The sequence below is a fragment of the Pseudomonas sp. HMSC057H01 genome, from assembly GCF_001836405.1.
GTDB classification, from domain to species: Bacteria; Pseudomonadota; Gammaproteobacteria; order Pseudomonadales; family Pseudomonadaceae; genus Pseudomonas; species Pseudomonas aeruginosa.
In genome coordinates this window covers 66,104-88,179 of the sequence record NZ_KV828514.1, presented here as the reverse complement: position 1 = coordinate 88,179, position 22,076 = coordinate 66,104, and the positions used below count along the sequence as shown (strand labels likewise).

The following is a 22,076-nucleotide window of genomic DNA, read 5'->3' as shown; positions in this document are numbered from 1 at the left end:
GTCGACCTGCGGATCTGCGACACGAACAAGGAGAACCGGTCATGAAGGGCGCAACGTTGCACAGGCTGATCGATATCTACGCCGACAGTCGCCGTAACCTGCGCGTCCGTTTGGCGGCCCTCCGGATGTTCGTCCGCGCGGTGTGTGCCGATCGCAACACCAGCTTCGCCGAGTATCGCCAAGTGTGTCGGAGGCTCCTCAAGGGCATGCCGTTCACCGAGCAGGCGCTTGAGCGCGAGCGAGCGGCATATCTGGATCGCACCAGAGCTGCGAGACAAGCCATGGAGGAGAGCGGTGCCTGGCTTATCGAAAACTCAGCCATGATCGAGCAGGCCCTGTCGTTCGACGATCTGTGCGATCTCCTGGGGGTGAATCATGCCCACCGTGCCGAGGCTGCCGAGGTCTGCGCGGGCGACGCCGGAGTCGTTGGCGGCCTGCTCTGGATTGGTGGGGAGTTCGAGGACAGCGCAGACCACAAGAGCGGCCGCTCCAACCGAGGGAACACGGGGCCCCTTACCGCAGCGGTCCAGAACCTGTTCCAGAAGTTCTTGCTTGAAAATCCGTCGGCCATCCCTGACCCGTTCGCCCCGGGCGGCCCTTTCTACGGCGCCCCGCGGCAGGAGATGGCGCCAGATGGAACGGTGCAGATTCGGCGGCCCGCACTCACCGTCCACAGCCAGGACGGATCGATCCGCACGGTTGAGCGAAAGCCGGAGGTGATTGGTGAGTAGGCAGATGACCGCGCGCCGGCTGACCCGGGCCGAGATGAACCACCTGCGCCGCCTGATCGGTTGGGTTCGTTGCGAGGTAGGAGCAGAGCCAGAGGAAATCGTCACTACCGCCAAAGAGGCTCTCGACCACTTCCAATGCGTGACGGAGGACGGCAAGCAGCGGCTGCTTGAGCACTACCAAAAGTCAGTAGCCGTACCGAATTACATCCGCGCTGCGCTCAAGGCCCTGGAGAAGGTGTGCCTGGAAGAACCGGCCGAGGTGGTTGACGGTGAGTTGGTTGCCCGCAGGCGGCACGAAGCACCGCAACGCCTGGCCGTAGCGCGCAACGAAGAGGAGATAGGGAATGGGAAGCTCGACTAGCCCCGTATCCGAGTTCCTGTCCGAAGAGGAAGTCGCCGAGCTGACTGGGCGCGAGTACCCGAGCAAGCAGATCGAGTGGCTGAACAGGTACGGCTGGAAGTACGCCGTGACCGCGGCGAACCGCCCAATAGTTGGGCGCGTATATGCCCGCCTGAAGCTGGCCGGCGTGAAGCCGACGATGGAAGCAACCGAAAAGTGGAGCCTGGACCTGTCCAGGGTTAGATGATGAGACCGCGGAGCAACAAGAACCGGGGCCTGCCGCCTCGCATGATCAAGCGTACCCGGACGATGAAGTCAGGAAAGGTCTGGGTCGGCTACTACTACGACGGGCGGGATGCTGAGGGGAGGCGCAGGGAGATCCCGCTGGGCACGGACTTGGATGAGGCTCGGGAGAAGTGGGCGAAGCTGGAGAGAAAGGCCGTGCCGCCAACCACTCGGACCGTCGGCGACCTGTTGCGCAGGTTCGAGCGGGACGTGGTTCCGACGAAGGCGCCGAAGACCCAGAAAGAGTATTCGAAGATGATCCGCCAACTGCTGGGCGCCTTTGACGAAGCCCCGGTAGAGGACATTACGCCGAGCACCATCGCTCAGTACCGAGACGCCAGGACGGCCAAGGTTCGAGCGAATAGGGAGATCACCCTGCTTTCCTTCGCCTACAACATGGCCAGGGAGTGGGGCATCACCAGCATGGAAAACCCCTGTCGCGGGGTGAAGAAGAACAAGGAGCAGCCGCGCGATGTGTACGTCACGGACGAGGTGTGGAAGGCGCTCTACGAGAAAGCGCCGGACGATCTGCGGGTGACGATGGACCTCGCGTACTTGACAGGCCAGCGTCCGGCTGACGTGAGGAAACTGCGCAAGAGCGACGTTTCCGGGGACTACCTGCTGGTGGGGCAGAACAAGACGTCGCGCAAGCTCCGGATACGGCTTCGCCGCGCCGACGGGCAGATGACGCAGCTCGGCCGCCTGATCGAGTCGATCACCTCCGACTCTCCGGCGCTGGTCACCAACGAGAAGGGCCAGCCGATGACAGAGAAGATGCTTCGCACCAGGTTCGATACCGCGCGCAAGTCCGCAGCCGAGGAAGCGATCAAGGCGGGTGACCAAGATCTGGCCAGGGAGATCATGCAGTTCCAGTTCCGGGACATTCGCCCCAAGGCGGCCTCCGATATCGAGAGCCTGGCCGACGCCTCAGACCTGCTCGGACACACGACCCAGGAGATCACAAAACGCGTCTACCGCCGGATCGGGAAGGCCGTGAACCCCGTTAGATAGGCATGAATTGCGGAAACGAAGACAAAATTTGTGGAAACGATCAGTCTTAAGCTACTGATACACATAGAAAATCAAACATAAGGCAGAAGATCACCGGACCGCCGCCTCGGGCGGTTCGGGAATGCAGCGACGCATCTACCGCCTCAATGAGGGAGCAGATAGGCGTAATAGCGCTTGAAGGTCAGGGCTGCACGATTCATGCGCGGCACTCTACGCGCCTGTGCCGGGCTGTCAAGGCTGGAAAGCGCCTCGACACGAACCGAGGCACTTCCTCGCAACAGAAGCGCAGCCTGGGAAAGTTTACCCGCCAGTTATCCGCACAAATTTATGACGCCGGTTTCTCTACTTTGAAAAACAACGCCCGACCGGACGTGTACTTCAATAACTCGACCGGAAGAAACCTATCAGCAAGGCAGTTGAATTTTTTCCGAAAGCAATAATTCGATACTTTTCTGGATTGGCGCATCATCTCGTAAAAATAGCGAACCGCTTCCCAGCACCCACGAATATCAATGGATCAGCAATATCCAGATGCTTATCGCGGCATTCGAAAAAACATCGACCAATTCCACTGACAAAATATCGGCGTCATTTGCCTAACATGGATATTCCAAGTTCACCCTATCAACTTCCCAGATTGACACTCTCGCCGGCAGATCAGTAATTTTCAGCGACCAGCCGGCAAAGTACTTTTCCAGAGCGGCTGGCAACCGATAGTCACTCTATCTTCGCAAACCGATGTTTATGCGAGAGGGCCGGCTATCGCTCAAAACTTGATTGATGAAGGAATAGCGCCATGCAACTCGCCACACTTCAGGAACTGAGCTTCGATGAAATCGACCAGGTATCGGGCGCCGGACTCTTCAGCTTCGTCGGCGATGCCATCGTCGATGTGGTCAAGGTGTCCAACGACCTGCTCAACACGTCGGTCATCTCTTCGGTCGGCAAGGTGTTCAACGCCGTCGGCCTGACCCCCATCCATCAACTGGCCGACACCCTCGGCTACGGCGTGTTCAAGGGCGTCGCCGCGGTCGGCGGCCTGCTCGGCGGCGATACCAGCCGTATCGATTACCACTACGACACCGAGTGGACCTGATCCCAGGACCTCGGCCCGCTCCCGTCGCGGAGCGGGCCTCCCCAGTCGCCGGAGGCCTGGGCGCCCCCGGCGGCGACCAAGGACCCGGCAACCGGGAAGGGGCGACCAGCGCCCCGATCAGGAGAACCGCCATGCACGACCCCATCCAGCAAGCCGACGCCTTCGTCGACGATCCCGACCAGGAGTCCGGCGGTCTGTCGCGCCGCAGCTTCCTCGGCAAGAGTGCCACGCTCGGCGCGGTCGGCCTGGTGGCCGGCTGGACCCCGGCCTTCGTCATCCAGCCCGCCGAAGCCGCCGCCAGCAGCTGTCCGGCGCCGGCAGGCTTTCCGGCCGGCCTCGAACTTTATCGGCGGGCGTTCCGCAACTGGTCGGGGGAAATCGCCGCCGACGACCTCTGGAGCTGCGCCCCGCGCACCAACGAAGAGGTTCTCGCGGTGGTCAACTGGGCCTGGCAGAACGGCTTCAAGGTGCGCCCGCGCGGCATGGGTCACAACTGGTCCCCGCTGCTGCTGAAAGGCGGCGAGAACTGCGAGAGCCGCATCATGCTGGTGGAAACCAGCCGTTACCTGACCCGCGTACGGATCGACGCCCAGGGCGAGTTCGGCCTGTTCAGCGCGCAGACCGGCGTCACCATGGAAGCCCTGCTGAAACAGCTGGAGCGGGTCAAGCTCGGCTTCGTCGCCACGCCGGCGCCGGGCGACCTGACCCTCGGCGGGGTGCTCGCCATCGACGGCCACGGCACCGGCATCCCGGCGCAGGGCGAAAGCCGCCTGCCGGGGCAGAGCTACGGCTCCCTGAGCAACAGCATCGTGGCGCTGACCGCGGTGGTCTGGGACGGCGCCGCCGGACAATACGTGCTGAAGACCTTCCGCCGCGACGATCCGGCCTGCGCGCCGTTCCTCGTCCACCTCGGACGCGCCTTCATCGTCGAGGCGACCCTCCAGGCCGGGGTCAACAAGCGCATGCGCTGCCAGAGCTACGTGAACATCCCGGCGAGCGAGATGTTCGCCGCGGCCGGCAGCGGCGGAAGGACCTTCGACAGCTTCCTGCAAAAGAGCGGACGCGCCGAGGCCATCTGGTTCCCCTTCACCGACAAGCCCTGGCTGAAGGTCTGGACGCCGACCCCGCGCTGCCCGTTCGGTGCCCGCGCGGTCAACGGCCCGTTCAACTACCCCTTCTCCGACAACATTCCCAAGGCGCTGTCCGACCTGCTGGCGGCGATCAATACCGGCCACCCGGAACTCACCCCGCTGCTCGGCAAGCTGCAGTACGACCTGGTAGTGGGCGGCATGGCGCTGACCCTGGGCTACGACCTTTGGGGCTGGAGCAAGGACCTGCTGCTGTACATCAAGCCCAGCACCCTGCGCGTCACCGCCAACGGCTACGCGGTGCTGACCCGGCGTCGCGACGTGCAGCGGGTGATCAACGAGTTCTACCTGCAGTACCAGACGATGGTCGCCGCCTACCGCGCCAACGGCCACTACCCCATGAACGGCCCGGTGGAGATTCGCGTCAGCGGGCTCGACCAGCCCGGCGAGTCGATCGTTCCCGGCGCCCAGGTGCCCAGTCTGTCGGCGATCCGTCCGCGCCCCGACCAGCCGGAATGGGACACGGCGATCTGGCTGGACATCCTCAGCCTGCCCGGCACTCCGCAGGCCAACGCCTTCTACCACGAGTTCGAGGCCTGGCTGTTCGACCACTTCAGCGGCGACTACGCCTCGCTGCGGGTGGAGTGGAGCAAGGGCTGGGGCTACAGCCCCACCGCCGCCTGGGCCGAGCCGACGGTGGTCGACCAGTTGGTGGCGCAGTCGCTACGCCAAGGCCTGGTCGCAGACAACGATTGGGACGCCGCGGCGCGCCAGTTGAACGAAGCCGATCCGCATCGGCTGTTCAGCTCGCCGCTGCTCGACCGGCTGATGCCATGAAATGCCGCTATGCGAGGCCGTACTGACTCGGACGAAGAGCGGTTCGCCGGAGCCGATATGAATGAGCCCTCGATACGGCGTTGACTTGTTCAACAGGTCTTATCGAGGTGTCGCACGAACCGGCCTTAATCATTCGCAAAGTTTACCCGGAGTGGCAAACCTTCATCCGCCGAATATTGAAACTCATTGTCAAACGAATTATCGAGCCCATGAAAAACCGCTAATCCTGGCAGTTCATTCCACTCTTTCGGATTAGTACCATCGAATGGCTTTCCAGACTCATGGGAAGCCTAAAGGAGATATATGAAATGAAAGAACTCAATGACATTGAAGTCACCTGCGTTTCGGGTGGAACTCTTTCCGGCATGATCGTAGGCGCCGTCGACGGCGCCGCGACGGGCATGGCAATCGGTGGGAAATGGGGCGGTGCCGGCGGCTTCGGCTTCGGCGCACTTTCCCAGTTGGTCGGCCTGGTCGTGCCAACCGCGATGGGCGCTATTGCCGGGGGCACGGTCGGTCTCTTCACCAATGCGGAAACGGCTGTCGGTTACTTGGGCCAATACCGGGAAAACTTCGGTCCCGGTGATGTAGGCCGCACCACCATCTAATTAGAAAAGTCGCACTCCGGCACTTCATGCGTTTGAACTTTCGCAAGGGTGTCGGAGTGTCATGCAAGTATTATTCGAATCCAGGATCCAGCCACCATGTTTCGCCAGGAAGCCCTCGACGCCCAGCATGCCGGCGCCCTGGGCGAGATCGTGCTGATCCGCCCGGTCTCCTTCACTTTTCTCACCCTGCTGGCCGCGGCGATGGCGCTGCTGGTGGTGGGCTTCTTCCTGTTCGGCAGCTACACCAAGCGCAGCACCGTCAGCGGCCAATTGGTTCCCGCCAGCGGCCAGGTCAAGGTGCACGCGCCGCAGGCCGGCATCGTGCTGCGCAAGTTCGTCCAGGAAGGCCAGGCGGTACGACGTGGCGAGCGCCTGATGGTGCTTTCCAGCGAACGCTACGGCAGCGATGCCGGCCCGGTGCAGGCCGGTATCAGCAGGCGCCTGGAACAACGCCGCGACTCCCTGCGCGACGAACTGGAAAAGCTTCGCCGCCTGCAAGACGACGAGCGCGACAGCCTGACCAGCAAGGTCGCCAGCCTGCAGCGCGAACTGACCACCCTCGCCGCCCAGACCGACAGCCAGCAACGCCTGCTGGCGCTGGCCAGCGACGCCGCCGCGCGCTACCAGGGGCTGATGGACAAGGGCTACATCTCCATGGACCAGTTGCAGCAGCGCCAGGCCGAGCTGCTCGGCCAGCGCCAGACCCTGCAAGGCCTGGAGCGCGAACGCACGTCGCTGCGGCAGCAGTTGACCGAGCGCCGCAACGAACTCGCCGGGCTTTCCGCGCGCCAGGCCAACCAGCTCGCTGAAACCCGCCGCCAGCTCAGCGCGGTGGAGCAGGACCTGGCCGAAAGCGAAGCCAAGCGCACCTTGCTGGTCACCGCGCCGGAGAGCGGCATCGCCACCGCCGTGCTCGCCGAAGCCGGGCAGACCGTCGACAGCTCGCGTCCGCTGCTGAGCATCGTTCCCGCCGACACCCCGTTGCAGGCCGAACTCTACGCGCCGAGCAAGTCCATCGGTTTCATCCGGCCGGGCGACGCGGTGCTGATCCGCTACCAGGCCTATCCGTACCAGAAGTTCGGCCAGTACCACGGCAAGGTGCAGTCGATCTCCCGCGCCAGCGTCTCCTATGCCGAGCTTTCCAGCATGGTCGGCGGCGTACCGGGGCTCGGCCAGGATGGCGAGCAGCTGTACCGGCTGCGGGTAACCCTCGACGACCAGGCGGTGACCGCCTACGGCCAGCCGCGTCCGCTGCAGAGCGGCATGCTGCTGGACGCCGACATCCTCCAGGACACCCGGCGCCTCTACGAATGGGTGCTTGAACCGCTCTACAGCCTGACCGGCAAACTCTAGGAACGACCCATGGCCTTTCTCGACGCTCTCGCCCTGCGCCTGGGCCGCCGCCTGCCGCTGGTGCTGCAGACCGAAGCCACCGAATGCGGCCTGGCCTGCCTGGCGATGATCGCCGGCTACCACGGCCACCATACCGGCCTGATGGAACTGCGCCGGCGCTTCTCCGTATCGCTCAAGGGCATCTCCCTCAAGCAACTGATCCAGACCGCCCACCGCCTCGGCCTGGGCACCCGCGCGGTGAAGCTCGACCTCGGCGACCTCGGCAAGCTCAAGCTGCCCTGCGTGCTGCACTGGAACTTCAACCACTTCGTCGTGCTCAAGGCGGTCGACGGGCGCGGCGCGGTGCTCCACGACCCCGCCCACGGCCAGCGCCGGCTGGGCCTGGAGGAAGTCTCGCGGAGCTTCACCGGGGTAGCCCTGGAATTCTGGCCGGAGAGCGGCTTCGAGAAACAGGAGGCGCCGCCGCGGATCAAGCTGCTGGGCATGCTCGGCAAGGTCACCGGGCTGTACCGCTCGCTGGCCCAGGTGCTGCTGCTCGCCGGCGCGCTGGAAGTGTTCTCGCTGATCAGTCCGTTCTTCCTGCAATGGACCATCGACAACGTCATCGTCAGCGAAGACCGTGACCTGCTCAGCACCCTGGCCATCGGCTTCGGCCTGTTGCTGCTGATGCAGCAGGCGGTCAGCGGGGTGCGCGCCTGGGTGATGATGCACATGAGCACCCTGCTCGGCGTGCAGTGGCAGGCCAACGTCTTCAGCCACCTGCTGCGGCTGCCCGCGCAGTATTTCGAGAAGCGCCACCTGGGCGACGTGGTGTCGCGCTTCGGCGCGGTGAACAGCATCCAGCAGACCCTCACCGCGGCCTTCCTCTCGGCGGTGCTGGACGGCCTGATGACCGTCGCCACCCTCGGCATGATGCTGCTCTACAGTCCGCCGCTGGCGGCCATCGCCATCGCCGCCATGAGCCTCTACGCCCTCGGCCGCTGGATCTGGTACCGGCCGTTGCGCAACGCCACCGAGGAGCAGATCGTCCACGCCGCGCGGCAGCAGAGCCACTTCCTCGAGACGGTGCGCGGCATCCGCCCGCTGAAGCTGTTCCAGCGCCAGGACGAGCGCCGCTCGGTATGGCTCGGCCTGCTGGTGGAACAGATCAACGCCGGCCTGCGTACGCAGAAGCTGCAACTGTTCTACCAGCAGCTCAACGGCCTGCTGTTCGGCGTGGAGAACCTGCTGGTGATCTGGCTCGGCGCGACCATGGTGATGGACGGTCAGTTCAGCGTCGGCATCCTGATGGCCTTCAACGCCTACAAGTCGCAGTTCGACAGCCGCGTCGGCAGCCTGATCGACAAGTTCTTCGAGCTGCGCATGCTCCAGTTGCAGGGCGAGCGCCTGGCCGACATCGTCCTCCAGGCCCCGGAGGTCAGCCACGGCGACATCCTCCCGGAGAACCTCCGCGATCGCGAGGCGAGCATCGAGATCCAGGGCCTGCGCTACCGCTACGCGGAACAGGAGCCCTGGGTCCTCGACGGCCTCGACCTGCGCATCGCCGGCGGTGAGTCGGTGGCCATCGTCGGCCCCTCGGGCTGCGGCAAGAGCACCCTGCTCAACGTCCTGCTGGGCATCCTCCCGCCAGTGGGGGGACAGATCCGCATGGCCGGCCTGGACCTTGCGCAACTGGGCCTGGACGGCCTGCGCGAACTGGTCGGCACGGTGCTGCAGGACGACGTGCTGTTCGCCGGTTCGCTCAGCGACAACATCAGTTTCTTCGACCCGCAGCCGGACATGCCCTGGCTGCTGCAGTGCGCGCAGATGGCTGCCATCCACGATGACATCCAGGCCATGCCGATGGGCTACAACACCCTGGTCGGCGACATGGGCACGGTGCTCTCCGGCGGCCAGAAGCAGCGGGTGATGCTGGCCCGGGCGCTGTACAAGAAGCCGCGCATCCTGTTCCTCGACGAAGCCACCAGCCACCTCGACGTACACTGCGAACAGCGGGTCAACGCCGCCATTCGCGCGCTGCGCATCACCCGCATCATGGTCGCCCATCGGCCCGAGACCATCGCCTCGGCGGACCGCGTGATAGTCCTCGGCCAGGGCAAGGTAAGCCTCGACGAAAGCACCGCGCGCCTGGCCGAACGCCAGGCCGCCGCGGCGCGGGAGCAGGCCTGATGCGTGCCCTCGCCGGCCTGTTGTGCGGCCTGCTCGGCCTGGTTCCCGGCGCCGCCGCCTACGAGCCGGACGTGTTCGGCACCGCCGGCCAGGTCGCCGGCCAGGCGGTCTACGACCTCGGCGGCAGCGGTTTGCCCTGCCGCGGCGGGCCGCCACCGACCGAGCTGAGCCTGGAGGAAGCCATCGAGCGGATCCTCTGCCACGACCCGCAGACCCGCCTCGCCTGGGCCAATGCCAAGGCCCAGGCGGCCCAGGTCGGGATCGGCAAGTCCGCCTACCTGCCGCGCCTGGACGGCCGTCTCGACGCCAGTCGCGGCTACAGCGACATGGATTATCGCGATGCCCCCTACCTCTCCGGCGACGGCCATCGCCACCGGCGCGGCGCCAGCCTCCAATTGAGCTGGGTGCTGTTCGACTTCGGCCGCCGCAGCGCCGCCCTGCGCAACGCCCAGCAGTTGCTGCTGGCAGCCAACGCCAGCCAGGACGCGACCCTGCAGAACACCTTCGCCCTCGCCGCCCAGGCCTACTACGACGCCCTCGCCGCCCAGCGCAGCCTGGCCGCCTCGCGGCAGGTCGCGGAGCTGGCGGCGCAGAACCTGGAAGCCGCCGACGCCAAGTACCGGGCCGGCGCCGCCGCCCTTTCCGATCGCCTGCAGGCGCAGACCGCGCTGTCCCAGGCGAGCCTCGCCCAGGTCCGCGACGAAGGCGCCCTGAGCAACGCCCTCGGCGTCATCGCCCTGCGCATGGGCCTGGCGCCGGATACCCCGCTGCGCCTCTCCGGCGAGCTGGAGGCGCAACCCGACACCGGCTTCGTCAAGGCCATCGACGAGATGCTCGCCGAAGCCCGCCGCGAGCATCCGGCACTGCTCGCCGCCCAGGCGCGGCTGAAGGCCGCCGCCGCCTCGGTGGAGGAAAGCCGCGCCGCCGGCCGGCCGAGCCTGGCGCTGAGCGCCAACCTGGCACGCAGCCATAGCGACCAGGCGATGGCCTTCAACGGCGATACCCGCGAACGCGACCGCAGCATCGGCCTGCAACTGAACATCCCGTTGTTCGAAGGCTTCGAACGCACCTACCAGGTCCGCAACGCCCTGGCCCGCCGCGAGGCCAGCGAAGCGGAGCTGGCCGACACCGAGCAGCAGGTTTCGCTGGAGGTGTGGAACAACTACCAGTCGCTCAGCGTCGAGACCCGCAGCCTGGCGCGCACCCGCGAACTGGTCGAACAGTCGCGGCAAAGCCTGGAGGTGGTGCAGGGCCGCTACCGCTCAGGGGTCGGCAGCATGATCGAGCTGCTCAACGCCCTGACCGCCTACGCCAGCGCCGAGGACCAGCACATCCGTGCCCTCGGCAACTGGCAGACCTCGCGCCTGCGACTGGCGGCCAGCCTCGGTCGCCTGGGCTTCTGGAGCCTGCGCTGAAAAGCCCGGGAAGCGCCGCTGCCCTCTACCTCTCGCGCTTGTCCGGCTGGCCGCCATCGCGCAGGATGCACCCAGCCCCCGCGACGAGAGACCGCATGATCGACGACATCCGCTACCTGATCGTATTCGCCAAGATCGCCGAGACCGGCTCCGTCTCCGGCGGCGCCGAGGCGCTGGGCCTGAGCGCCGCGACCGCCAGCCTGCACCTGTCCAGGCTGGAACGGAACCTGGGCCGTGCGCTGCTCTACCGCAACAGCCGCAAGCTGTCGCTGACCCAGGACGGCACGCAGTTGCTGGACACCGCCCGCTCCATGCTGGAACTCTACGAGAAGGGCTTCATCGAGTTCCGCCAGCGCGCCGTCTCGACCCGCAACAGCCTGCGCATCTCGATGCCCGCGGTGTTCGTCAACGGCGACTTCACCCGTCACCTGGCAGCCTTCATCGAGGAGCATCCCGACCTCGACCTCGGCATCGCCTGCGACGACAGCCGCCACGACATCATCGGCGACGGCATCGACATCGCCTTCCGCATCGGCGACCTGCCGGACAGCTCGCTGAAGGCCCGTCACCTGTTCCTGCTGCCGCGCCAGGTAGTGGCGGCGCCGGCATTCCTGGCCCGGCACGCGCCGCTGGAACACCCGCGCGACCTGCAGCGGCTGGAATGGATCGGGCTCGGCATGCGCCCCGACAGCCGGCTATTCCGTCATGCGCGGGACGACGAGGAGGTACGCGTCGACTACACCCCGCGGGTGCGCGTCGACAGCGTCGAAGCCTCCTGCCGCCTGGCCCGCCTCGGCGTCGGCCTGGCCGCGCCGCCGACCTACCTGAGCGACGAGCCGATCCGTCGCGGCGAGTTGCGCGCGGTGCTGCCGGAATGGCGCCTGGAGCCGTTGAAGGTGTATGCGGTGTGGCCGCCCAACGTACCCGCCAGCAGCATCGCCTATACCCTCATCAATCACCTCTACGAGGCCTTCAATCCGGGCTAGCGGCGAGCTGCAGGTAGAGCATGTAGCCGGCGGTCAGCACCAGGGTGCCGCCCATCGCCCGATTGAACAGGCGCACCCGCCGGGGGCTGTCGAGCAGCAGCGCCACGCGGTCACCGAGCAGCGCCCAGGCGGCCAGCGAGAGGTAGCAGACCACCAGGTAGATGGCCATGAAGACCAGCAGCGGCGCGTGCGTGCTCGGGCTGGCGAACAAGGCCACGCCGGAAGCGCAGGCGATCCAGGCCTTGGGATTGAGCCATTGCAGGAGCACGCCCTGGAAGAACCCGGGGACCCCGTTTTCCTCCAGGGCCAGGCGTGGATCCGCGGTGGCGATGCGGTAGCCCACATGAGCGATGAACGCCGCGCCGGCCATCCCCAGGTAGTCGAAGAAGCGCGGGTAGGCCTCGATCGCGCGGACGAACCAGAAGCCGACGAAGGCCAGCAGCAGGACGAAGCCGAGGGTGGCGCCGGTGACGAACGGCAGGGTCCGGCGGAAACCATGGTTGGCGCCGGAAGCGACGATGGTCAGGTTCACCGGACCGGGGGAAATCGACAGGCTCAGGGAGAACGCGCCCATGGCGAGCAGCAGGGCTAGCGGCATGGGTCGAACTCCCTGGTCGGGTTGCGGGCTGGCTGGTGCGGGGCGGGCATGGGTTTCCTCCGTAGGCTCCTGGCGGGGCGCGACCGAACGGGTTGCGCCGCTGCCCGGAACGCTACAGGGAAAGCCCACCGGCATTAACGGGGCAAGGCTCACGGCTGGTTTTGATTTTCCGCGCTTGACGACTGCGCCGGCCGCCGGCGCACCTCAGTCGTCCGCCTGGCCCGGCATGCGGATGCCATGCCGGCGCACCCGCCGATACAGGGTCGCTCGCGAGATACCCAGTTCCCGCGCCGCGGCCATGGGTTTCCAGCGATGCCGCACGAGGGCGTCGAGCAGGGCGTCGCGCTCCGGACCGCCGCCGCTCTCGCACGCACTGGCCGGTGTCCGGCCTTCGCCACGCAGCTCTGCCGGAAGGTCGGCGAGTTGCAGGGTGGCGCCGCCGCACAGCGCGCAGGCGTAGCGCAACACATGCCGCAACTGGCGGACATTGCCCGGCCAGCGATAGCCGAGCAGGCATTCCAGGGCTGCCTCGCCGAGTTCGATGCGTACGCCGCAGTGCGCGGTTTCCTCGTCGAGGATGCGCCGGATCAGCGCCAGCCGGTCGCTGCGTTCGCGTAGCGGCGGCAGTTCGAAGCGGGCGCCGCCGAGGCGGAAGTAGAGATCCTCGCGGAAGCCGCCGGCCGCCACCAGCGCCGCCAGGTCGCGGTGGGTGGCGCAGATCACCTGGATATCCACAGCCTGCCGGCGCGCAGCCCCCAGCGGCGCCACCTCGCCCTCGGCCAGCACGCGCAGCAGGCGGGTCTGCAGGCCCAGCGGCATGTCACCGATCTCGTCGAGGAACAGGGTACCGCCATCGGCCTGCTGCAGCAGGCCGCGCATCCCTTTCGCCGCCGCGCCGGTAAAGGCTCCGCCAACGTAGCCGAACAGCTCGCTCTCGATCAGGCTTTCGGGAATCGCCGCGCAGTTGAGCGCGACGAAGGGTTTGTCGCGACGGGCGCTGGCCTGGTGCAACTGGCGGGCGAAAACCTCCTTGCCGGCGCCGGTCTCGCCCTGGATCAGCACCGGCAGGTTGCGGTCCTTGACCCGCACCGCCAGGCGCAGGCTTTCGGCGATGCGCGGGTCGAGCGCAGCGTCGTCGGGCACCTCGCGCTCCAGCCGCCGCGCCTTGGCCCGCGGCGCGCTGAGACGCACGTGCAGCTCGCCGGCCTGGCCGCGCAGCAGGCACGGCGCCTGGTCAGCGGCGGCGTGCAGGGCGTCGAGGTCGAACACCTCGCCGATGTGGCTCGGCACCTGCCCCAGGCGCTGCCGCAGGTAGTGCCGCGCCGCCGGGTTCAACGCCAGCAGGCGCCCATCGGCGTCCCAGGCGAACAGGTAGTCCGGCTGGCTGTCGACGTAGCCCGGCGCACGGTGCGCGCGCAGCACCCAATGGCCCTGGGCGCTGTGCATGAAGAAGGCGTTCTCGATCTCCCGCGCGCTCTGCGCCACCATCTGCCGGATCAGATGCTGGCTACGGCGGTCGTCCGGCGATTGCACGGCGGAAACGTCGAGCACACCGAGCAACTCCCCCTGCGGATCGAAGACCGGCGCCGCGGAACAGGTCAGGTCGATGAAGGCGGCACGGAAGTGATCGCGCTTGTGCACCGTCACCGCAGTCCTGTCGGTGAGTACGGCGGCCACCCCGCAGGTGCCCTCCTCGCCTTCCGACCAGCAGGTGCCGAGGTACAGCCCGGCCTTGCGGCAGTCGTTGCGGATGGTCGACTCGACACGGTAGTCGATGGTCCGCCCCTGGGCATCGGTGAGCAGTACGCAGTAGTCGGCATCGCGCACCCGTCCATGCAGTCGCGCCACCTCTTCGCTGGCGATGCGCAGGAACAGTTCGGAACGCTCGCGACATTCGTCGAGGAGGGTCTGCGAGAGAATCCGCGGCCCTTGCAGGGACCCCGGGTCGAGACGGTGCTGCTCCATGGAGCGGCGCCAGGAGTCGAGGATCGGCGTCGGCACCGGCGCCTGCGGCAGGCGCGCGGCGTTCCTCAGGACACGGCTGACACAGTCCACATGGTCCTTCGAGTGTGCGGAAAGCATGGGGCCTCCGTTGCTCGGCATCTTGTTGTTGTGCCGCCCATTAAGCGCCCATCGGCGACCCTCGACAAGCGCCGGGCCGCCACAGCCGACGACTGAGACGGAGCGTCTCAGCGTCTCGCCGGGAACCCGTGCGCGATGACATGGGTTGTCTCGCCGGACGTCGCCCCGGCGGTCGCCGGCCTTCCCATGCCGGCGCTCTACGACGGGCCTTCCGGCCGCCACGCCGCAACCTGGCATCGGCCTTGCTCCAGCCACGGCGACGGCAGGGCGGACTGTCCGCTCCTCCCAACGCCCTGCCGCATACACCTACAAGAACAATCAGAGGTGAAGCATGCACGCTACGTCGTCCGACGATTTCTCCCTGTCTTCCCGGGTCGCGCTGGTGACCGGCGCCGGACGCGGCATCGGCCGGGGCATCGCCCTCGCCCTGGCGCGCGCCGGCGCCGACGTGGCGGTGGCCGACCTCGATCCGCAGGTCGCCGAGGAAACCGCCGCCGCGATCCGCAGCCTCGGTCGCCGCAGCCTGGCCCTTGGGGTCGACGTCAGCGACGGCGACAGCGTCCGGGCTATGGTCGAGCGGGTCGCCACGGAGTTCGGCCGGCTCGACGTGGCGGTGAACAATGCCGGGGTGATCAGCATCCGCAAGGTCGCCGAACTCAGCCTCGCCGACTGGGACCGGGTGATGAACGTCAACGCCCGCGGCGTGTTCCTCTGCTGCCAGGCCGAACTGCCGCTGATGCAGGCGCAGCGCTGGGGGCGGATCGTCAACCTGTCATCGATCGCCGGCAAGGTCGGTCTCCCAGACCTCGCCCACTACTGTGCCTCGAAGTTTGCCGTGATCGGTTTCAGCAATGCCCTGGCCAAGGAGGTCGCGCGCGACGGGGTGACGGTCAACGCGCTCTGCCCGGGAATCGTCGGCACCGGAATGTGGCGCGGCGAGGACGGCTTGTCGGGCCGCTGGCGGCAGGCCGGCGAAAGCGAGGCGCAGTCCTGGGAACGCCACCAGGCCAGCCTGCTGCCCCAGGGTGAGGCGCAGACCGTCGAAGACATGGGCCAGCTCGTCGTCTACCTGGCCTGCGCGCCGCACGTCACCGGCCAGGCCATCGCCGTCGACGGCGGATTCTCGCTATGACCCCGCCCTCGCCGATCGTCGGCATCATCGCCAACCCGGCCTCCGGTCGCGACCTGCGTCGCCTCACCGCCCATGCCGGGCTGCACTCCAGCACCGACAAGGCATCGGTGGTGCAACGCCTGCTCGCCGCCTTCGGCGCCACCGGCATCCGCCATGCGTTGCTGCCGCCGGACATGACCGGCATCGCCGCCGCCGTGCTCCGGGCCAGCCAGACCCGCCAGGCCCGCGACGGCCACTGGCCGTTCCTGGAGTTCCTCGACATGCCGCTGCGCCAGAGCGTCGAGGATACCCGCCTGGCGGCGCGGCGCATGGTCGAGCGCGGCGTGGCGCTGATCGCCGTGCTCGGCGGCGACGGCACGCACAAGGCAGTGGCCGCCGAGGTCGGCGACGTCCCCCTGCTGGCGCTGTCCACCGGGACCAACAACGCCTTCCCGGAGCTGCGCGAAGCCACCGGCGCGGGGCTCGCCGGCGGCCTCTGCGCCAGCAACCGGGTGCCGCCGGAGATCGGCCTGCGACGCAACAAGCGCCTGCTGGTGCGCGAGCCGCGCCGCGGGCTCTGCGAGTGGGCGCTGGTGGACGTCGCGGTGTCGCCGCAGCCGTTCATCGGCGCCCGCGCCATCAGTCGCGCCGAAGACCTCGCCGAAGTCTTCGTCAGCTTCGCCGAACCCCACGCCATCGGCCTTTCGGCGCTTTGCGGACTGTGGTCGCCGGTGAGCCGCGAGGAGCCCCACGGCGCGTGGATGCGCCTGCATCCGGACGCCCGCGAGAGCCTGCTGGTGCCGCTGGCGCCGGGCCTGCTGGTGGGCTGCGGGGTCTCTGCCGCCGGCTACCTGCAACCCGGCGTGGCCCACGCGCCGAGCCTGTCCAGCGGGACCCTGGCGCTGGACGGAGAGCGCGAGATCGAGTTCAGCGCCACCGACCGCCCGAGCATCACCCTCGACCCTTCCGACCCGTTCAGCGTCGATGTGCCGGCCACCCTCGCCTACGCCGCCCGCCATCGCCTGCTGGCCGGCCAGCGAACCCCGATGACCCCGTGAAGACAACCTGGAGAACAACAAGATGTCCACTCTGAGCACCGACCAACTGCTCCATGCCTACCGCGTGATGCGCACCATCCGCGCCTTCGAGGAACGCCTGCACGTCGAGTTCGCCACGGGCGAGATACCCGGCTTCGTCCACCTCTACGCCGGCGAGGAAGCCTCCGCCGCCGGCGTGATGGCGCACCTGCGCAACGACGACTGCATCGCCTCCACCCATCGCGGCCACGGCCACTGCATCGCCAAGGGCGTAGACGTGCACGGCATGATGGCGGAGATCTATGGCAAGAAGACCGGGGTCTGCCAGGGCAAGGGCGGCTCCATGCATATCGCCGACCTGGAGAAAGGCATGCTCGGCGCCAACGGAATCGTCGGCGCCGGCGCGCCGCTGGCCGCCGGCGCCGCGCTGGCGGCCAAGCTGAAAGGCAGCGATGCGGTGGCGGTGGCCTTCTTCGGCGATGGCGGCTCCAACGAAGGCGCGGTGTTCGAGGCGATGAACCTGGCCGCGGTGTGGAACCTGCCGTGCCTGTTCGTCGCCGAGAACAACGGCTATGCCGAGGCCACCGCGGCCAACTGGTCGGTGGCCTGCGACCACATCGCCGACCGCGCCGCCGGTTTCGGCATGCCCGGGGTGACCGTCGACGGCTTCGACTTCTTCGCCGTCCACGAGGCTGCCGGCGCCGCCATCGAGCGCGCCCGCGCCGGCGAGGGGCCGTCGCTGATCGAAGTCAAGCTGACCCGCTACTACGGACACTTCGAGGGCGACGCACAGACCTACCGCGATCCCGACGAAGTAAAGCACTACCGGGAAACCCGCGACTGCCTCAAGCAGTTCCGCGAACGCACCTGCCACGCCGGCCTGCTCTCCGCCAGCGACCTGGACGCCATCGACGCCGAGGTCGAGGCGCGCATCGAGGATGCCGTGCAGCGCGCGAAGAACGATCCCAAGCCGGAGCCGGACGACCTGCTGCGCGACGTCTACGTGTCCTATCCCTGAGCCGCCCGAAAACAAGAACGAGGAGAACCATCATGGCGAGAAAGATCAGCTACCAGCAGGCCATCAACGAGGCGCTGGCCCAGGAAATGCGCCGCGACCCGAGCGTCTTCATCATGGGCGAAGACAATGCCGGCGGCGCCGGCGCGCCCGGCGAGGACGACGCCTGGGGCGGCGTGCTGGGGGTCACCAAGGGCCTCTACCACCAGTTCCCCGGCCGCGTGCTGGATACCCCGTTGTCAGAGATCGGCTATGTCGGCGCCGCGGTCGGCGCCGCCACCCGCGGCATGCGCCCGGTGTGCGAACTGATGTTCGTCGACTTCGCCGGTTGCTGCCTGGACCAGATCCTCAACCAGGCCGCCAAGTTCCGCTACATGTTCGGCGGCAAGGCGGTCACCCCGCTGGTGATCCGTACCATGGTCGGCGCCGGCCTGCGCGCCGCCGCCCAACATTCGCAGATGCTCACTTCGCTATGGACCCACATCCCCGGCCTCAAGGTGGTCTGCCCGTCGTCGCCCTACGACGCCAAGGGCCTGCTGGTCCAGGCGATCCGCGACAACGACCCGGTGATCTTCTGCGAGCACAAGCTGCTCTATTCGATGCAGGGCGAGGTACCCGAGGAGCTGTACAGCGTACCCTTCGGCGAGGCGAACTTCCTCCGCGACGGCGACGACGTCACCCTGGTGACCTACGGCCGCATGGTCCACCTGGCGCTGGACGCCGCCGCCAGCCTGGCGCGCCAGGGCATCTCCTGCGAAGTACTGGACCTGCGCAGCACCAGCCCGCTGGACGAGGACAGCATTCTCGAAAGCGTGGAAAAGACCGGCCGCCTGGTGGTGGTCGACGAAGCCAACCCACGCTGCTCGATGGCCACCGACATCGCCGCGCTGGTCGCCGAACGGGCCTTCTCCGCGCTGCACGCGCCGATCCGCCGGGTCACCGCGCCCCATACGCCGGTGCCTTTCTCCGACGCCCTGGAAGACCTCTACATCCCCGACGCGGCGAAGATCGAGGCAGCCGTGCGCCAGGCCCTGGAAGGGAGGGACGCGGCATGAGCCGGATCCATACACTGACCATGCCCAAGTGGGGCCTGTCGATGACCGAGGGTCGGGTGGACGCCTGGCTCAAGGAAGAGGGCGCGCATATCGAGAAAGGCGACGAGGTGCTCGACGTGGAGACCGACAAGATCTCCAGCAGCGTCGAGGCGCCCTTCTCGGGCGTGCTGCGGCGCAAGGTGGCGCGCGAGGACGAGACCCTGGCGGTCGGCGCGCTGCTCGGCGTGGTGGTCGAGGGCGAGGCGAGCGACGAGGAGATCGACGCACTGGTGCAACGCTTCCAGGCCGAATTCGTACCCGCCGACGAGGACGCTGGGGATAGCGGACCGGCACCGCGGAAAGTCGAGCTGGACGGGCGCCTCCTGCGCTATTTCGACCGCGGCGAGGGCGATCCGGCGCTACTGCTGATCCACGGTTTCGGTGGCGACCTGAACAACTGGTTGTTCAACCACGAGGCGCTGGCCGCCGAGCGGCGGGTGATCGCTCTAGACCTGCCGGGCCACGGCGAGTCCGGCAAGGCCCTGGTGCGCGGCGACCTCGATGAACTCAGCGGCAGCGTGCTGGCCCTGCTCGACCACCTCGACCTGGAACAGGTACACCTGGCCGGTCACTCCATGGGGGGAGCGGTGGCGCTGAACTGCGCGCGCCTGGCGCCGCAGCGGGTGCTGTCGCTGAGCCTGATCGGCAGCGCCGGCCTCGGCGAGGAGATCAACGGCGACTACCTGCGCGGCTTCGTCGAGGCGGCCAACCGCAACGCGTTGAAGCCGCAACTGGTGCAGTTGTTCTCCGACCCCGAGCTGGTCACCCGGCAGATGCTCGAGGACATGCTCCGCTACAAGCGCCTGGAAGGCGTCGATGCGGCCCTGCGCCAGTTGCTGGACAACCTGTTCGCCGACGGTCGCCAGCGCAACGACCTGCGTGCCGTGGCGAGCGAGGGCCGCCAGCCGGTCCTGGCGATCTGGGGCAGCGATGACGCGATCATCCCGGCGCGGCATGCCGAGGGCCTGCCAGCCCAGGTGGAGATCATTCCCGGACAGGCGCACATGGTGCAGATGGAGGCCGCCGAGCAGGTCAACCGCCTGCTGCTCGACTTCCTCCGCCAGCATTGAGGAGACGACCGACATGAACAGTTCCCCGCAAGCCAACGCGGCGATGCGCGCCGCCGTCTGGCACGGCCGCCACGATATCCGCGTGGAAGACGTGCCGCTCCCGGCCGAGCCGCCGCCCGGCTGGGTGCAGATCCGCGTGCACTGGTGCGGCATCTGCGGCTCCGACCTGCACGAATACCTGGCCGGCCCGGTATTCATCCCCGTGGAGGCGCCGCACCCGCTCACCGGCCTCAAGGATCAATGCATCCTCGGCCACGAGTTCAGCGGCGAAATCGTCCGCCTCGGCAACGGCGTGACCGGCTTCGCCCTCGGCCAGGCGGTCGCCGCAGACGCCTGCCAGCATTGCGGCACCTGCTACTACTGCCGGCATGGGCTGTACAACATCTGCGAGAACCTGGCCTTCACCGGGCTGATGAACAACGGCGCCTTCGCCGAATACGTCAACGTACCGGCCAACCTGCTCTACGCCCTGCCGGCCGGATTTCCCAGCGAGGCCGGCGCGCTGATCGAGCCGCTGGCGGTGGGCATGCACGCGGTGAAGAAGGCCGGCAGCCTGCTCGGGCAGAACGTGGTGGTGGTCGGCGCCGGCACCATCGGCCTGTGCACCATCATGTGCGCGCGCGCCGCCGGCGCGGCACAGGTGATCGCCCTGGAGATGTCCTCGGCGCGCAAGGCCAAGGCCCTGGAGGTCGGCGCCAGCCAGGTGCTCGACCCCTCGCGGTGCGACGCCCTAGGCGAAATCCGCGCCCTCACCGGCGGGCTTGGCGCCGACGTCAGCTTCGAATGCATCGGCAACAAGCACACCGCCAAGCTGGCCATCGATGCCATTCGCAAGGCCGGCAAATGCGTGCTTGTGGGAATCTTCGAGGAGCCCAGTGAATTCAATTTCTTCGAGCTGGTTTCCACCGAGAAGCAGTTGCTCGGGGCCCTCGCCTACAACGGCGAGTTCGCCGACGTGATCGCCTTCATAGCCGACGGCCGCCTCGACATCGCACCGCTGGTGACCGGTCGCATCGGCCTGGAAGAAATCGTCGAGCGCGGTTTCGAAGAGTTGGTGAACAACAAGGAGCACAACGTGAAGATCATCGTCTCGCCGGGCGGCTGACGCTTCAGCCCTTGTCGCGATTGCGACACAGCCCCGCGGCCGGCGGGGCTTGCTTTACGAAACGCAGAGACGCGGGCGGAGGCTCAGAACCACTTGTCGTTGCGCTTGCGCCGCACCCTCAGCAGCGACGGCAGGATCAGCCCGGCGAACAGGCCGGCGCCGGCGATGCTGCCGCCGTAGACCATGTAGCGCATCAGCACCTGCTTGTTCTCGTCGCCCAGTTGCGCCTGCACCGCACGCAGGTCGGAGCGGGCCTTGCCGAGCTCGGCGTCCAGGTTGCTGCGCGCCGCCTGCAATTCGTCGATCAACTTCTTGCGCGTGTCGAGGGTTTCCTGCATGCCCTGCACGCGGGTCTTCCAGGTGTCGTTGATGCCGTCCAGCTCAGCGGTCAGGGCGGCCACCTTCTGTTCCAGTTGCGGCAGGCGCTCGGCCTGGCCGGGAACCTCCTGCAAGTCGCGGCTGGGAATCCACACGGTGCTGCCGTTCTCGCCGCGCACCTGGCTGTAGTTGCCCTGGGTGCCAAGCAGCTCGACCTTCTGCCCGGAGGTGAGGGTGCCAACGATGCGATAGCCATCGGTGGGGCCGCTGCGCACGAAAGTGGTCAGGCTGTCGCTCACCCAGCGCGCGTTGCCGGTCGCCTCCTCGGCCTGCGCCGGGGCGCCGGCCGCCAGCAGGCCGCCGAGCAGGCAGGCTCCGATGACGCGGTTCTGGAACGGGGAAAGAGCGGCGGGGATGCGACGGGATAGGGACATGGCAATCTTCACATGGCGAGAGAACGAAACCCGCAAAGGGGAGCGAAAAAGCCGGCCAGTCGAATTGTTATGGACAAGCGCGCGACCGGGGCGGGGCTACCGCATGGCCAAGGGCCATGCGCCCGGCCCGGTTGGGCCGACGGCTGACAGACAGCGCTCGGGGCGATTGAGTTCACTCGTTTCCGCAGGAATGGATGGATGGTTGTAACAGCAGAATGCCAGGCCTGCCGACGGCCAGCGCTGCCCAGGCTGCGACCTGTCCGGATGATCCCCGGGGTACGACGGTATCTACG

General features: G+C 67.4%; 20 protein-coding genes. 17 read left to right on the top strand and 3 right to left on the bottom strand.

Annotated elements, in window-relative coordinates:
• The 11 genes from HMPREF2581_RS28550 to HMPREF2581_RS28500 all read left to right on the top strand — a co-directional run.
• A partial coding sequence (locus tag HMPREF2581_RS28550; RefSeq protein ID WP_256565219.1) for a hypothetical protein occupies positions 1-731 on the top strand: 731 nt, incomplete at its 5' end.
• 4 nt (positions 732-735) lie between these two features.
• On the top strand, positions 736-1,092 hold the full coding sequence (locus tag HMPREF2581_RS28545) for a hypothetical protein (RefSeq protein WP_003119025.1): 357 nt from the start codon (positions 736-738) through the stop codon (positions 1,090-1,092).
• Positions 1,076-1,318 carry a DUF4224 domain-containing protein gene (locus HMPREF2581_RS28540; protein WP_019396210.1) on the top strand — a complete coding sequence of 81 codons (243 nt, stop codon included), beginning with the start codon at positions 1,076-1,078 and terminating at the stop codon, positions 1,316-1,318. The genes HMPREF2581_RS28545 and HMPREF2581_RS28540 overlap by 17 nt, the downstream gene beginning before the upstream one ends.
• Positions 1,318-2,367, top strand: a complete 1,050-nt coding sequence (locus tag HMPREF2581_RS28535) for a tyrosine-type recombinase/integrase (RefSeq protein ID WP_003119024.1) — start codon at positions 1,318-1,320, stop codon at positions 2,365-2,367. Before HMPREF2581_RS28540 ends, HMPREF2581_RS28535 begins: the two co-directional genes overlap by 1 nt.
• 796 nt (positions 2,368-3,163) lie before the next feature.
• Complete coding sequence (locus HMPREF2581_RS28530) at positions 3,164-3,463, top strand: hypothetical protein (protein ID WP_003093477.1); 300 nt, start codon at positions 3,164-3,166, stop codon at positions 3,461-3,463.
• Positions 3,464-3,594: 131 nt separating this feature from the next.
• Entirely contained in the window at positions 3,595-5,388 is a 1,794-nt protein-coding gene (locus HMPREF2581_RS28525; RefSeq protein WP_003137548.1) for a cholesterol oxidase substrate-binding domain-containing protein, read from the top strand.
• A gap of 308 nt (positions 5,389-5,696) precedes the next feature.
• The gene (locus HMPREF2581_RS28520) at positions 5,697-5,996 is read left to right on the top strand and encodes a type I secretion effector TesG (RefSeq protein WP_003111247.1); all 300 of its coding nucleotides are present in this window, start codon (positions 5,697-5,699) and stop codon (positions 5,994-5,996) included.
• Positions 5,997-6,092: 96 nt separating this feature from the next.
• Complete coding sequence (locus HMPREF2581_RS28515) at positions 6,093-7,349, top strand: HlyD family secretion protein (RefSeq protein ID WP_003137547.1); 1,257 nt, start codon at positions 6,093-6,095, stop codon at positions 7,347-7,349.
• Between the two features lie 9 nt (positions 7,350-7,358).
• The gene (locus HMPREF2581_RS28510; RefSeq protein ID WP_003137546.1) at positions 7,359-9,518 is read left to right on the top strand and encodes a peptidase domain-containing ABC transporter; all 2,160 of its coding nucleotides are present in this window, start codon (positions 7,359-7,361) and stop codon (positions 9,516-9,518) included.
• Positions 9,518-10,933 carry a TolC family protein gene (locus HMPREF2581_RS28505; RefSeq protein WP_003118187.1) on the top strand — a complete coding sequence of 472 codons (1,416 nt, stop codon included), beginning with the start codon at positions 9,518-9,520 and terminating at the stop codon, positions 10,931-10,933. The genes HMPREF2581_RS28510 and HMPREF2581_RS28505 overlap by 1 nt, the downstream gene beginning before the upstream one ends.
• Before the next feature lie 95 nt (positions 10,934-11,028).
• Positions 11,029-11,919 (top strand): LysR family transcriptional regulator, encoded by an 891-nt coding sequence (locus tag HMPREF2581_RS28500; RefSeq protein ID WP_003137545.1) that lies wholly within the window; start codon positions 11,029-11,031, stop codon positions 11,917-11,919.
• On the opposite strand, the gene HMPREF2581_RS28495 is transcribed toward HMPREF2581_RS28500, so the two are convergent.
• Together HMPREF2581_RS28495 and HMPREF2581_RS28490 are read right to left on the bottom strand one after the other, a co-directional pair.
• Positions 11,906-12,517 carry a LysE family translocator gene (locus HMPREF2581_RS28495; protein WP_003104796.1) on the bottom strand — a complete coding sequence of 204 codons (612 nt, stop codon included), beginning with the start codon at positions 12,515-12,517 and terminating at the stop codon, positions 11,906-11,908. The genes HMPREF2581_RS28500 and HMPREF2581_RS28495 overlap by 14 nt on opposite strands.
• A 204-nt stretch (positions 12,518-12,721) precedes the next feature.
• Positions 12,722-14,599, bottom strand: a complete 1,878-nt coding sequence (locus HMPREF2581_RS28490; RefSeq protein WP_003104795.1) for a sigma-54-dependent Fis family transcriptional regulator — start codon at positions 14,597-14,599, stop codon at positions 12,722-12,724.
• Between the two features lie 331 nt (positions 14,600-14,930).
• Here HMPREF2581_RS28490 and HMPREF2581_RS28485 point away from each other — a divergent pair, with 331 nt between their 5' ends.
• The 6 genes from HMPREF2581_RS28485 to HMPREF2581_RS28460 are packed head-to-tail and all read left to right on the top strand — an operon-like array spanning position 14,931 to position 21,031.
• Positions 14,931-15,731, top strand: coding sequence for an SDR family NAD(P)-dependent oxidoreductase (locus HMPREF2581_RS28485; protein WP_003104791.1), 801 nt, complete (start codon positions 14,931-14,933; stop codon positions 15,729-15,731).
• Positions 15,728-16,768 (top strand): ATP-NAD kinase family protein, encoded by a 1,041-nt coding sequence (locus HMPREF2581_RS28480; RefSeq protein WP_003137544.1) that lies wholly within the window; start codon positions 15,728-15,730, stop codon positions 16,766-16,768. Before HMPREF2581_RS28485 ends, HMPREF2581_RS28480 begins: the two co-directional genes overlap by 4 nt.
• Before the next feature lie 22 nt (positions 16,769-16,790).
• A complete protein-coding gene (locus HMPREF2581_RS28475; RefSeq protein WP_003137541.1) occupies positions 16,791-17,765 on the top strand; it encodes a thiamine pyrophosphate-dependent dehydrogenase E1 component subunit alpha in 975 nt (324 codons plus the stop codon).
• A 32-nt stretch (positions 17,766-17,797) separates the two neighbouring features.
• A complete protein-coding gene (locus tag HMPREF2581_RS28470) occupies positions 17,798-18,817 on the top strand; it encodes an alpha-ketoacid dehydrogenase subunit beta (protein ID WP_003137540.1) in 1,020 nt (339 codons plus the stop codon).
• Positions 18,814-19,926 (top strand): acetoin dehydrogenase dihydrolipoyllysine-residue acetyltransferase subunit, encoded by a 1,113-nt coding sequence (locus HMPREF2581_RS28465; protein ID WP_003137537.1) that lies wholly within the window; start codon positions 18,814-18,816, stop codon positions 19,924-19,926. The genes HMPREF2581_RS28470 and HMPREF2581_RS28465 overlap by 4 nt, the downstream gene beginning before the upstream one ends.
• 43 nt (positions 19,927-19,969) lie before the next feature.
• Entirely contained in the window at positions 19,970-21,031 is a 1,062-nt protein-coding gene (locus tag HMPREF2581_RS28460) for a 2,3-butanediol dehydrogenase (protein ID WP_223718321.1), read from the top strand.
• Between the two features lie 83 nt (positions 21,032-21,114).
• Here the strand turns inward: HMPREF2581_RS28460 and HMPREF2581_RS28455 are convergent, their stop codons facing one another.
• Positions 21,115-21,783 carry a TIGR04211 family SH3 domain-containing protein gene (locus tag HMPREF2581_RS28455; RefSeq protein ID WP_003104779.1) on the bottom strand — a complete coding sequence of 223 codons (669 nt, stop codon included), beginning with the start codon at positions 21,781-21,783 and terminating at the stop codon, positions 21,115-21,117.
• Positions 21,784-22,076: the final 293 nt, after the last annotated feature.